Raw genomic sequence first — 12,863 nt, forward strand, 5'->3', positions numbered from 1 at the left:
CAGAAGCACTTAATTTAAATAGAATTCAGTGCCTCTGAAAATCGTTTTATCCCTTCATCGATTGATTTCTCATCTTCTCTTGCAAAGGTAAAACGAACATATCCCTTTTTAGATCCCATCGTTGAACCAGGTGCAAAGATGACTCCTCTTTTGATGGATTCTTCTAATAATTGGGCTTCATTAACTTCTTTCTTTAACTTGCACCATATATGAATTCCTCCTTGAGGAATAGTGAATTCAACTTGATCTTTTAAATAGAAGTGGAGACTTTTGACGATCTGATCTCTTCGTTTTTCTAGCTGTTTGACTAATTTTTTGATATGTAAATGGAAATTTTCAGTTTCTAAAAAGTCATTTGCAATCCATTGTGTAAAACCTGCATGACCAAAATCAATTTGTTGTTTTGCATCCGATAATCTCCCTATAACTGGTTTTGGACCAATAATCCAGCCAATTCGTAATCCAGAAGCAACAATCTTTGATAATGAACTGATATATAAAACATTTCCATGTACATCCATTGATTTTAATGTTGAGACCTCTTCACCAGTAAATGACGTTAAACTATATGGATCGTCTTCAATAACAGGGATACCGTATTCAGAAGATATATCCAAAATGGCCTTACGTCTTTCCATACTGAGAAAAGCCCCAGTTGGATTTTGAAAGGATGGATTTAAGAATATCATTCTAATTCTATGTTTTTTATGTAATTCCAGTAAATCATCTGGATTTACTCCATGATCATCTACTGGTAATAAAAATGGTTTAATCCCTGCCGATTTAAAAATTGGAAGATTGTATGCATATGATGGGTCCTCTATCGCTACGGAATCCCCTGGCTTTAGCAAACATTGAACGACTAAGTATAAGGCTTGTTGTGCACCTGATGTGATTAAGATGGATGATGAATCCGTATCAATTTTTCGAAACTGTTTAACATGTTTTGCGATGGTTTTTCTCAGTATCTCGTAGCCCTGAGGATGATCATATCCTAAGCTTCCAATAAATGATCTAGTCGACGTAATTTCTCTTAATGATTTCATTGGCAAAAGATCTTCTGACAGTTCTCCGCTTGCTAAATTAATTACCTTATGTTCTACCGTTTTTTTACGAATTTTCTGGTTCACCGGTAAATTCGGTAAAAAAGATCCAGCTTCAATGTACCTGTTCCAACTCGGAATACGCTTCTTCGTAATTCCCCAAATATCTTTACTGATAGTGGTTCCGCTACCTCTATTTCTTTCAATAAGTCCATTTGATTCCAGTTCATCATATGCAGCAACAACCGTACTTCTATTTAAGTTAAATTCCTTAGCTAAATGCCTTTCAGAAGGTAGTGGTTTATCAGGCGGAAATGTACCATCTACTATGCCATCTTCAATAAATTCAGCAAGTTGCTTATAAATAGCTTTTTTTCCTTTACGATCTGGTCTCCAATCCATCTTCTACCTTCCTTACTATTTAGAATTGTATTTTACTCGAATTAGGTCATTCTTAATTTCCTATTTCAAACTGTTATAAAGATCTCTTCTAGCTTTAAATTATCTAAATATTATACACGATATTGAATAGTATACCTCATCCACTTTAGTAAAAATTTGACCATCCACTTTTGAAAACAACTTAATTTATAGCAAAAATAGATCATTACTCGGTCAGCTTAAACCGAGAATTCCCAATGAATGGAAGAAGATTTACAAATCATATTTCAGTCCCAAATTAGGTAAATTAAGAATTTTTTCCATTGTGAACACTTTGTGACACTTATCTCATATTATTGACTTTCAATTTTTCTGGCTCTAATATTGGAACCAATTGTGAATCAGATATAATCATTATTTACGTTATGAAACTCTCAAACCCAAAAGAAGGGAGTTTCTTTATGAAAAAAAATTGGGCTAAATTAACAATCTTTTTCTCTACTATCGCTATGTTAACAGGATGCAAACCACTAATGGTTTTAGATCCTAAAGGGCCCCAAGCTCAAACTCAAGCCAAGGATATCATGCTATCCATTTCAATCATGGCTTTTATTGTATTAGTTGTTTTTGTCATGCTAGCTTATATGTTAGTAAAATACCGAGCGTCTAAACAAAGTAAAGATTACAAACCTCCTTACATTAAGGGAAGTGCAGTTGTTGAATCTATTTGCGTCGGGATTCCAGTTTTGATCATTGCTTTTCTTTCAATTGTTTCAGTTCAAAGTAACAATAAAGTTGAGTCAGTACCAAAAGGATATGAGCAGAAAAAACCATTAATCATTTATGCTACATCCTCTGACTGGAAATGGCATTTTAGCTATCCCGAAGAAAATATTGAGACAGTTAACTATCTTTATATCCCAACAGTTCGACCACTTGAATTTAAACTTTATTCCGACGGACCCATCACAAGTTTCTGGATTCCACAACTAGGCGGACAGAAATACGCAATGTCAGACATGGTTACTACATTAAACTTAGTTGCTGACGTGCCAGGTGAATACATGGGCCGAAATGCAAACTTCAGTGGTAAAGGATTTGCTGAAAATACTTTCAATGTTAAAGCAATGCCTGAAAGTAATTTTGATAAATGGGTAAAAGATGTTAAAAAAACTGCTAAACCTCTTACAAAAGAAAAATTTACTAAATTATTAGAACCAGGTCATCTTGGACAATTAACTTTCATAGGAACTCATTTAAAATACCTACCACCTAAAACAGGAGAAAATGGTGGGCATAACCATAGTTCAAGTGATATCCAAAAGAATTCTAAAGAAGAACTTACTGACCACATGAATCACTAAGTTTCTCAAAATTAGAAGATTACTAATAATTTAGAAGCTTATTTCTGAAAGGAGTAACGTAAAAATGAAATTCTTTGATAGATTTGCCATTCCTCACCCAAATATAGCAATTTATGCATCCATGATCGCGATTGGTCTTACAGTAATCGCAATCGTTGCAGGCTTAACGTATTTTAAAAAATGGGGCTATTTATGGCGTGAATGGTTAACAACCGTTGATCATAAACGAATCGGTATTATGTATTTATTATCTGCCTTATTAATGTTATTCCGTGGTGGCGTAGATGCGATTATGATGCGTGCCCAAACCGCTGTACCTGATAACACACTTCTTAGTGCAGATCATTATAATGAAGTTTTCACTACTCACGGGATTGTTATGATTATCTTTATGGCTATGCCGTTTATCTATGCGCTTATGAACTTCGTCGTTCCATTACAAATTGGAGCACGTGACGTAGCGTTCCCACGTTTAAACGCTTTAAGTTTCTGGTTATTCTTTATGGGTGCAATGTTATTCAACATATCTTTCGTTATAGGAGGTTCTCCTGATGCGGGATGGACTTCGTATTTCCCACTTGCAGGGAACAAATTAAGTGAATCTGTCGGAACAAACTATTATATGATCGCCCTTCAGATCGCTGGACTTGGTACATTATTGTCCGGAATCAACTTCATCACTACCATCCTTAAAATGAGAGCACCTGGCATAACATTAATGAAAATGCCAATTTTCACTTGGTCTGCCTTAACTGCTAATGCGATTGTTGTTTTTGCTTTTCCTGTCTTAACAGTCGCACTTTTAATGGGAACCATGGACCGACTATTTGGAACAAATTTCTTTACTACGACAAATGGTGGGATGGATATGCTTTGGGCAAACTTATTCTGGGTTTGGGGTCATCCTGAGGTTTATATCTTAATTTTACCTGCATTTGGCGTTTATAGTGAGATCATCTCAACCTTTGCACGTCGTAACTTGTACGGTTATAAATCGATGGTTGCCTCAATGGTCATCATCTCGTTTCTTTCGTTTTTAGTATGGACACACCATTTCTTTACAATGGGTCAAGGAGCATTAACGAACAGTATATTCTCGATTACGACGATGGCAATTGCTATTCCAACAGGAATCAAGATATTCAACTGGATATTGACTCTTTGGAGAGGAAAAATTGAATTTACCGTTCCAATGTTATATTCAGTAGGCTTTATACCAATTTTCACAATTGGTGGAGTTACTGGAGTTATGCTTGGAATGTCCGCTGCTGACTACCAGTACCACAATACGATGTTTTTAGTAGCTCATTTCCACTACACAATTATTCCTGGCGTTGTATTTGCAATGATTGCTGGGCTTACTTACTGGTGGCCAAAAATGTTCGGCTTCATGCTGAACGAAAGAATCGGGAAATGGGCATTCTGGTTTATCGCAATCAGCTTTAACGTAACATTTTTCCCAATGTTCTTTGCTGGTTTAAACGGTCAGGCACGCCGAATGTACACATACTCTGCGTCTACAGGATTTGGACCTTTGAATCTGTTGTCATTTATCGGAGCACTTGGCCTTGCAGTAGGCTTTGTATTGCTTGTTTATAACATTTATTATAGTTTCCGTTACTCATCTCGAAATATTAGTTCAGATCCTTGGGATGCACGTTCTCTTGAATGGGCTACACATAACCCAGTACCAGCGTATAACTTTGCGATTATTCCAGAAGCAGATTCTATTGAAGCATTTTGGGATGCTAAGCAAAAGGGGTCTTCATTATTCAAAGGTAAATATAAGAAGATCCATATGCCAAATAACAGTGGTGTCCCATTTATCATGAGTTGTCTCATCTTTGCATGGGGATTTTCATTCATATTCAGTATGTGGATTCCTGTCATCATTACTACACTCGGAATTTTTGTCTGTATGGCTCATCGTTCATTCGAGATTGATCATGGACATTACATTTCCATTGAAGAAATTGAAGAAACAGAAAAAGAATTACGAGGTGCGTAAATGATGAAAATAGATAACTCGCTCCCTTTAGAATATAAAACAGAACAAAACCAGATTAATATTTTAGGATTTTGGATTTTTCTTGGAGCAGAAATTATGCTTTTTGGAACACTTTTCGCGTCGTACTTTACGTTAGTTAATCGTACTGGAAACGGTCCTACAGGGGCTGAAATATTCGAAATTACACCTGTATTAATTGAAACAATCGTACTGTTAACAAGTAGTTTCGTTATCGGACTTGGTATTCACGCTATGCGTTTAGGTAGAAAAACAGCAGTGATAATCTTCTTTGCTATAACACTTCTTCTTGGATTAGTATTTTTATCCTTTGAGATTTCAGAGTTCGTTCACTATGTTCATATTGGTGCGGGACTACAAACTAGCGCATTTACAGCAATTCTATTAACAACATTAGGAATACATGGTGCTCACGTTACACTTGGCTTTTTCTGGGGGTTATTTATTATCCTACAAATTAAAAAACGAGGTCTGACTCCTGAGGTAGCTAATAAATCATTCATCTTTTCTCTTTATTGGCATTTCTTAGACGTCGTATGGATTTTCATTTTCAGCTTCGTTTATTTGAAAGGAATGATGTAATATGAAAGAATTATTCCCTTTGAAACAAGTGAAAGGTTTTGCTTTTTCAATGATTCTTACTGGAATGGCACTGGTTGTATTGTACTTTAAACTATCATTTGTGGCAGGCATGACAATTCTGTTAATAACAGCATTTATTCAAGCAGGACTCCAGCTAGTCGTGTTTATGCACGCTGGGGAAACGAAAGACAAAGGAGCAATCTATACGAATATCTACTATGCATTAGCTATTGCTCTTGTTACTGTCTTCGGAACATTACTTTGTATGATCTGGGGTTATGCATAATTTTGTATTAACTAATTACGTATCCAATAGACACTATTTTTTCTCATCTAGATTCGACAGAAGTTTTTAAGTGTATATAATGAGGAGGTTAAATCATTGACTTGGGTATATATTATTAGCGGAGTTGTAATTGTCGCGGTATTCGGTGCATTTGTTGTTTCTGTCAATATGGGCTATGGTGTTAAACATAAAGTAGATAAACTAGATGATATTAAAAAGAATTATAGAGAAAAGTAATTCATTTAAAAACCCTTGCTGAAAATTATTAGCAAGGGTTTTATCCTATTTTATTTTTGTTTAGTCAACTCACTTGCTAGTAAACAAATAAATTAACTGTCCTTATTAATTAGTTCAATCGCTTTTTCTAGAACTTCATCTCTATTTTCACTTATTCCCTTTATCGTTGGAGTGACTTTAGTATCTGGAACGATTCCGACCCTTTGTGTTTCTGATCCATCTGGATAATAAATACCAACACCAGAAATTGCAGTCTTGATGCCTCCTGGAAGAACAAAAAATGAAACATTTCCATCTGCACCTGCTGTTGTTTAATTTTATAATTTGATCATATTCTCTCTTAAATTTTAAACTAGAATTTTTCACCAGTCATAACTGACATAAAGTCTTTATAAAACCCCTCGTAATCTAAGCCCACTGCGATGTGTTGTTGTGGTCTCCCATCAAATTGTTCAGGAGCATCTGTTACTCGAAAATCTGCACTGCTTTGACCTCTTGCCACATCGGTTATATCAATTACAACAGGAGATTGATAGAATGTAAATAGATCGCTTCGAATGACTGCCATAAGCGTGACCGCATCATGAACTGGGCCACCTTGTATTCCAGGTACCTTCTTTTGATAAAAATTGAAATAATAGTAATCCATCATCGGTTTTAAAAGCTGCGTTTTATCCTTAGTATTTATATAATTGACCATTTTAGGAGTAACAATGGCATTTTGCGTTACATTTAAAGGAAAAATATATGCACTTTTTACATACTTCATAACAATATTGGCAGCTACCGGATCTCCATAAAAATTAGCTTCTGCAGACGGTGTAACATTTCCAGGATATAAAAATGCCCCTCCCATGATATAGTAAGAATTTACATTTTTCATCAGGTCTTCATATAAAATAAATAAGGTGGCAAGCGAGGTTAATCTCCCAGTATTAACTATAATTAGTTCATGTTTATACTGCTCAATCAACTTGATAACATCAAAGAAATTTTCTAAGTTCTCAAACTGTAAACCTGGATCGATCGGACCTAAGCCAAACGGACCATGGACTTCAGGGTAATATGTTGGGAACTCCCCTGTCATGGGCTTCTCAGCGCCTCCATAGACTTTAATATATTCTTTCCCAAATCTTTTAAGTAAAAACCGGACATTCCTCGTTGCTTCTTCCTTAGATACATTTCCATAGTCCGCTACAATCCCAATTAAATCAATATCATCTGTTAAATTTGCGTAAGCCAAAGCTACCGCATCATCAATTCCTACATCACTAAAAATCAACACTTTCTTCCCCATTAGCTTCGCTCCCTCTATATCAAATCTTCGGAACAGTTCTTTTTAATACATCATTTTTAATTTATTCCTTTGATATATAAGGTATGTTGTTATCTATTTGAAAAATGTATTGATCAGTCATTTCATATAGAAAAATAGAAAAAATCCTGTATTTTTTTACTACAGGATTTTAGACAAACATTATTTTGTTAAAGGTACAACACACCGAAGTAAGATATAATCTGTCCGACTTATACTTCTTTTACAGTAGCGATATATGGCAGATTTCGGTACTTCTCCGCATAGTCGATGCCGTATCCAACTATGAATTGATCTGGAATCACAAATCCTACATAATCTGCTTTTAAGTCGACCTTTCTGCGCTCAGGTTTATCAAGTAAGGTACATATTTTCATGGACTTTGGTTTATGAAGCTGGAAATGCTCTTTTAAAAAGTCTAGTGTTAAGCCTGAATCGATAATATCCTCAACAAGCACGACATTTTTACCTGTTATATTTACATCAATGTCCTTTAGCAATCTTACTTTTCCAGTTGATTCCGTTTGATTACCATAGCTTGATGCTGCTACAAAATCGACTGAAACGTTCCCTTTCAGCTCTCTGATTAAATCTGCCGCGAAAACAAATGCTCCTTTTAGCACAACAATCAACACAATCGACTCATCTTGGAAATCCAGTCTGATTTGCTCGCCAATTTCTTGCACTTTTTGCTTCAATTGCTCTTCTGTAATCATAATACTATTCAATTCGTATGCCATGATTTCACCTTCTAGTATGTAATGCTTCTATTATAAATCATTTTATAGGTTTCAATCCACTAAGGAAAATGTGAAGTCCAAACTTTGCTTAACTAAAAAAGGTAATAGATAGTATTCATAAATACTATCTATTACCTTTTTTATAAATATAGAATTATTACTACACCTGGGCTGTAGCTTCCCTACTAATTATCCCTATCATAATCTTTCAGTTCAATTGCATTAGAAGCTTTCGCTATCATTTTCGTAATCATTTTATACATTCCACCCATAAGGATAGGTAAACGCAACATTATATTGCGCAGAAAGATTTTAAACTTTGAGCTTTCAATCATACCTCCAGCAGCTACTAACCCTATTTTTTGATTTTTTTCAACAAACTTTCTCATCTCTTTTTCGTAGGCAGCAAAGGCAAGGTCGTAATTACCATCTGCAGCTTTCAGTTCACTGGCTAGTACATAAGCTCCGACAAGTGCCAAGCTAGAGCCCTGGCCAGATAGAGGTGATGGTCCATACGCCGCATCACCTACTAATGCAATTCGACCTCTTGACCAAGTTGGCATGTGAATCTGGCAAATCTCATCAAAGTAAAAATCTGTCGCCTCATTCATAGTTTTTAGTAACTGAGAAGTTTCCCAACCTTTATGACCTTGGAAAGCATTTTCTACAAGTTTCTTCTGTGCCCCGACATCATAACGGTCGTATTTCAATGGTTCTGATTTAAACACAAACATACCCTTTGCTTCAGCATTATCACGGGCACTATACAGACCTACAGTTTTGCCTGGTATTGTATACAATAGCTGGCGGTGGTCAAGGTTAAGGTAATTCTCGAGAGTAAAAATCGAGATATAACAACCAAGAGTATGTTTAAATTTTTCTTTATCACCAAATATTAAAGTACGAACATTAGAATGGAGCCCATCTGCACCAATGACAAGATCGAATGTCTGTGGCTCGCTACGAATAAATTGGACTTCTGCGCCTGCTTCAGTTTCATGAATAGCGGTAATCGAATCGTCCCAAATATATTCGATTGTATCCTTTGTTAAGTCATACAAAATAGTACTAAGATTCTCGCGCATGATTTCGATGTCCAGACCATGCTGATTTCCCATACTTGCTTCGCTTATTTGTCCTTCGATTTTGCCTTTACCGTTCACAAAGTAAACACCTGTCATGTTCGTATCAGCTAAACGAACTTGATCGAGAATTTCCATCCGCTTAAGCACTGTAACAGCTGCACCACGGACATCAACACCATACCCTCTTGGACGCAATGTCGGCGCACGTTCTACTATAGTCACTTCGAATCCGTAGCGATGAAGCCAGTAAGCTAGTGCCGGCCCAGCAATGCTCGCACCGGAAATAAGGACACGTTTCAATTACTTATTCACTCCAATCCTATTTAGAGTCTTAAAACATATCCAAATTATATTCACGGCGTATTTTATTTATGTACAATCTTATAATGGGAATCTAATTATCTATCAAAATACCCAAAATATTGAACAAAAAAACCTACATATCAATATAGGCTTTTGATTAAACTTCTATAAATTATCAAGATTTTTTTAAACCCCTGTTCTGATTAGGACTGGAGTAATGCACTAAAATTCATTTAATATTAACGTTCCATGTTGTTACTCTTATCTCTTGTAACTCTACATTTGCTAATTTTGTTAATAGAAAAAAAGTAAAAAATACCTCCAGCCATCCAGTAAGGCTCCCAAAATAGTAATCTCCAGAGAGTAGCATAGCTGTCTAATTCAAGGTGTGTAACTCCCATTGCACTCAAGGATATTGTTGTGAAATTGAACAAGCCATATAAAAATAGTAAAAGGCCAAAAATTTTTATAATGAGATAAAGTGACTTTTGAATCCAAGAATTTCTCCATTTAACTAGCAACATTAGGAGCAATACCGCTCCGAGCAATTTTATGAATCCAGTCGTCCAAACGATTGCTAAAAATGATGGCTCTGGATTTAATGCCATTTCATAAATTGATCCCCCTAAGGATCTAACACCAAACATGCCACCCGCTGCCCAATAGAAACTTAAAGCAGAAAATAGTAGTGTCCAAATCACTCCTAAATACAGAAAATACTTATTGGTTTTCATGAAAATGGCTCCTTGTATAAATTAATTTTACACAAACTATAATGAATCGATCCTTAATTTACATAATCATAAAAATAATACTTACCAAACAGGTCGTAACCTCGATGACAATTTATCTTCATTTTCTTCATCAACTAACTTTTTTAAATCCTCTTTGAGCATTTGCATTCGTTCAGCACCTATGTTGTCAATCCAACGTTGTTCTATATTAGTTAGAATTTCCTCTTTCGCTTTCACTACTAACCAACCACGTTCGGTCAGAACAATAATTCTTCCTCTCTTGTCAGTAGGATGAGTTTGGCGCATTACATAACCACTTTTCTCAAGATAATCCACCATTTTACTTACTGCTTGCTTTGAAATTCCTAGATATTCAGCTAGTTCTATACCTGTCGCTCCATCAGGAATCATACGTTTAAACATAAAACCATGTGCAGGTCTGATATCCTCAAATCCCAATTCACTCAAGCTGTCATGGAGTTCATTAATCGATACACTAAAGGATAATGATAAAAGTGATGTAAGATCCAAATCACTTAATAATTGATTTTTCATGTACAAAATCTCCTTGTATAAAGTCAATTAAGTTGACTACATTCAAACCCTATTGTACTATACGGAATATAGTCAATCAAATTGACTATATTAACTTAGATATAAGATTCACTAAATAAATATTAATAAAATATGGAGGGTTCTCATGGCTAATATTGTGAAAATTAGAGGAAGCGTATTTACGCCTTATGCTTGGTTGGAACCTATTAAAGATCCTGCAACAGGAAAGATGCTCGAATATGCTGGTGATGCACGTGAATTTACACCATATGCTGTACACACAAAGCGATCAAGACTGGAGCAAGAAGTGATTATTGATTTTTATAAAAAAGAAATTTTCACATCTGCAGATGCTTGTATCGTAACTGTGAAAATTACAAATCCAGATGGTTCTATTGATTATAAAGTAGGAAAAACAGGTACAGAAAATATTGTATGTACTAATGTTGTATGGGGCGCTGATGAAGTTTCTTTTGAAATGAGTGCAAGTGCTAGTAATCCATTAGATACAGCAGCACCTGCAGCTGACTATTTATTAACGATACGTGTTAAAAAAAGTGGAGTTGCGCATATTGAAGGTTCCCATGATGGGTTCCCCTGCTATGAATTTTATAAACAAGTAGATTTTGCTCCATTTAGATTAATCTATACTCATGATTACAGAGAAACTGGTGATACTCCAAAAGCGCTAGCTGGAGAAATGGAATATAGTTTTAAAACGATAATCTAGATATAAAAGTATTACCCAAAAATAAAATTACAGAGGTGTTTCTCATGGCTAATATCGTGAAAATTAGAGCAAACGTATTTATTCCAATGTCTTGGACTGAACCTAAAAAGGATATTCAAACAGGAAACGTAATCGAATTCGAAGGCGACTCACGTGAATTTACACCGCATGCTGTAAATACGATGCGTTCCAGAATTGAACAAGAAGTAGTTGTAGATTTTTACAAAAAAGAAATTTTCACCTATGCGAATACTGGCATAACAACAGAAAGAGTCACAACTCCAGATGGTTCTGTTAATAAAAGAACCGGAAAAGCTAGTACAGAACGTATTGTATGCACTGATATTGTATGGAGTTCTGATGACGTTAAGTTTCAAATGAGCGCAAGTGCTAGCAACCCATTAAATGAGTATGCGCCTCCCGTTGACTACCTTTTAACTGTACATGTTAAAAAAGATGGTGTTATCGATATACAAGGAACACATGATGGATTCCCTTGTTATGAATTTTATAAACAAGTAGATTTCGGTCCGTTTGAACAAATTTATACTCATGATTTTAGAGAAACTGGCGATACACCTGAGGCAATGGGTGGAGAAATGGAGTATAGTTTCAAAAAAATATTATAAAGTCAAAATGCAAATTACAAATTTAAAAGAACTCACTTTTCAAGCGAACATTAGGAGGGAAAATTAATGACACAAGTTTTATTTATAAAAGCAAACAATCGCCCAGCAGACCAATCAGTAAGTGTGAAATTATATGAGGCTTTCTTATCAGGCTTCAAAGAATCACATCCAAATGATACAGTGGTAGAGCTTGATTTATACAATGAAGAATTACCATATGTAGGAGTAGATATGATTAACGGTACATTTAAGGCTAGTAGAGGAATTGATTTAACAGCGGAAGAAACAAAAGCATTTGCTATTGCTGATAAATTTTTAGATCAATTTCTTGCAGCCGATAAAGTTGTATTTGCATTCCCGTTATGGAACTTAACAATCCCTGCTGTATTACACACATATATTGACTACTTAAATCGTGCAGGTAAAACATTTAAATATACGCCAGAAGGACCAGTAGGACTCATTGGTAATAAAAAAATTGCATTATTAAATGCACGTGGCGGTATCTATTCAGAAGGACCAGCTGCTCAAATGGAAATGGCTGTTAAATATGTAGCAAGCATGATGGGCTTCTTCGGTGTAAAAGAGATCGAGAAAGTCGTCATTGAAGGCCACAACAAATTCCCAGATAAGGCAGAAGAAATAATTGCAGATGGCCTTGAAAAAGCTGTTAAATTAGCGAGTACGTTCTAATTAATAAAAACATTTATTCAAAAAAGTACCAGCACTTTTATAAAATGTACCCTTTGTAAAGGACATTAAAAAAAGCCTAGGCAACTTTAAGAAGATGATCTCTGTATTGAACAGGGGTCATCTTTTTTAGATTCCATTGGTATCTGTAATGATTGTAATA

Annotated in this window: 15 protein-coding genes; 8 read left to right on the plus strand and 7 right to left on the minus strand. The window is 35.3% G+C overall.

What is annotated here, in order from left to right:
- Positions 1-14: 14 nt before the first annotated feature.
- The gene (pdxR, locus tag J5Y03_RS18575; RefSeq protein WP_209407488.1) at positions 15-1,445 is read right to left on the minus strand and encodes a MocR-like pyridoxine biosynthesis transcription factor PdxR; all 1,431 of its coding nucleotides are present in this window, start codon (positions 1,443-1,445) and stop codon (positions 15-17) included.
- Between the two features lie 440 nt (positions 1,446-1,885).
- Between pdxR and qoxA the strand changes: the two genes are divergently transcribed.
- The 5 genes from qoxA to ytzI all read left to right on the plus strand — a co-directional run bounded on the left by qoxA (position 1,886) and on the right by ytzI (position 5,919).
- Positions 1,886-2,788 (plus strand): cytochrome aa3 quinol oxidase subunit II, encoded by a 903-nt coding sequence (gene qoxA / locus J5Y03_RS18580; protein ID WP_209407489.1) that lies wholly within the window; start codon positions 1,886-1,888, stop codon positions 2,786-2,788.
- 64 nt (positions 2,789-2,852) lie between these two features.
- Entirely contained in the window at positions 2,853-4,796 is a 1,944-nt protein-coding gene (qoxB, locus tag J5Y03_RS18585) for a cytochrome aa3 quinol oxidase subunit I (RefSeq protein WP_209407490.1), read from the plus strand.
- A gap of 3 nt (positions 4,797-4,799) precedes the next feature.
- Positions 4,800-5,396 (plus strand): cytochrome aa3 quinol oxidase subunit III, encoded by a 597-nt coding sequence (gene qoxC / locus J5Y03_RS18590; RefSeq protein WP_209407507.1) that lies wholly within the window; start codon positions 4,800-4,802, stop codon positions 5,394-5,396.
- A gap of 1 nt (position 5,397) precedes the next feature.
- Positions 5,398-5,682 (plus strand): cytochrome aa3 quinol oxidase subunit IV, encoded by a 285-nt coding sequence (qoxD, locus tag J5Y03_RS18595; protein WP_209407491.1) that lies wholly within the window; start codon positions 5,398-5,400, stop codon positions 5,680-5,682.
- A gap of 96 nt (positions 5,683-5,778) precedes the next feature.
- Entirely contained in the window at positions 5,779-5,919 is a 141-nt protein-coding gene (gene ytzI / locus J5Y03_RS18600; protein WP_209407492.1) for a YtzI protein, read from the plus strand.
- Positions 5,920-6,271: 352 nt separating this feature from the next.
- Here ytzI and J5Y03_RS18605 read toward each other — a convergent pair whose 3' ends face one another.
- The 5 genes from J5Y03_RS18605 to J5Y03_RS18625 all read right to left on the minus strand — a co-directional run bounded on the left by J5Y03_RS18605 (position 6,272) and on the right by J5Y03_RS18625 (position 10,651).
- Positions 6,272-7,216, minus strand: a complete 945-nt coding sequence (locus tag J5Y03_RS18605; protein WP_209407493.1) for a nucleoside hydrolase — start codon at positions 7,214-7,216, stop codon at positions 6,272-6,274.
- Between the two features lie 230 nt (positions 7,217-7,446).
- Positions 7,447-7,974 (minus strand): hypoxanthine phosphoribosyltransferase, encoded by a 528-nt coding sequence (hpt, locus tag J5Y03_RS18610; RefSeq protein WP_209407494.1) that lies wholly within the window; start codon positions 7,972-7,974, stop codon positions 7,447-7,449.
- A 185-nt stretch (positions 7,975-8,159) separates the two neighbouring features.
- Positions 8,160-9,359, minus strand: coding sequence for an FAD-dependent monooxygenase (locus J5Y03_RS18615; RefSeq protein WP_209407495.1), 1,200 nt, complete (start codon positions 9,357-9,359; stop codon positions 8,160-8,162).
- Between the two features lie 242 nt (positions 9,360-9,601).
- On the minus strand, positions 9,602-10,096 hold the full coding sequence (locus J5Y03_RS18620) for a DUF3995 domain-containing protein (protein WP_209407496.1): 495 nt from the start codon (positions 10,094-10,096) through the stop codon (positions 9,602-9,604).
- A gap of 81 nt (positions 10,097-10,177) precedes the next feature.
- The gene (locus J5Y03_RS18625; protein WP_209407497.1) at positions 10,178-10,651 is read right to left on the minus strand and encodes a MarR family winged helix-turn-helix transcriptional regulator; all 474 of its coding nucleotides are present in this window, start codon (positions 10,649-10,651) and stop codon (positions 10,178-10,180) included.
- Positions 10,652-10,796: 145 nt separating this feature from the next.
- On the opposite strand from J5Y03_RS18625, the gene J5Y03_RS18630 reads away from it, so the two are divergent.
- The 3 genes from J5Y03_RS18630 (at position 10,797) to J5Y03_RS18640 (ending at position 12,703) form a co-directional block, all read left to right on the plus strand.
- Positions 10,797-11,381, plus strand: a complete 585-nt coding sequence (locus J5Y03_RS18630) for a DUF3238 domain-containing protein (protein WP_209407498.1) — start codon at positions 10,797-10,799, stop codon at positions 11,379-11,381.
- A 44-nt stretch (positions 11,382-11,425) separates the two neighbouring features.
- Positions 11,426-12,010, plus strand: coding sequence for a DUF3238 domain-containing protein (locus J5Y03_RS18635; RefSeq protein WP_209407499.1), 585 nt, complete (start codon positions 11,426-11,428; stop codon positions 12,008-12,010).
- 66 nt (positions 12,011-12,076) lie between these two features.
- Complete coding sequence (locus J5Y03_RS18640) at positions 12,077-12,703, plus strand: FMN-dependent NADH-azoreductase (RefSeq protein ID WP_209407500.1); 627 nt, start codon at positions 12,077-12,079, stop codon at positions 12,701-12,703.
- Between the two features lie 76 nt (positions 12,704-12,779).
- On the opposite strand, the gene J5Y03_RS18645 is transcribed toward J5Y03_RS18640, so the two are convergent.
- A partial coding sequence (locus J5Y03_RS18645) for an IS3 family transposase (RefSeq protein ID WP_209407508.1) occupies positions 12,780-12,863 on the minus strand: 84 nt, incomplete at its 5' end.

It is taken from the genome of Gottfriedia endophytica (genome assembly GCF_017814275.1).
GTDB lineage: Bacteria > Bacillota > Bacilli > Bacillales > Bacillaceae_G > Gottfriedia > Gottfriedia endophytica.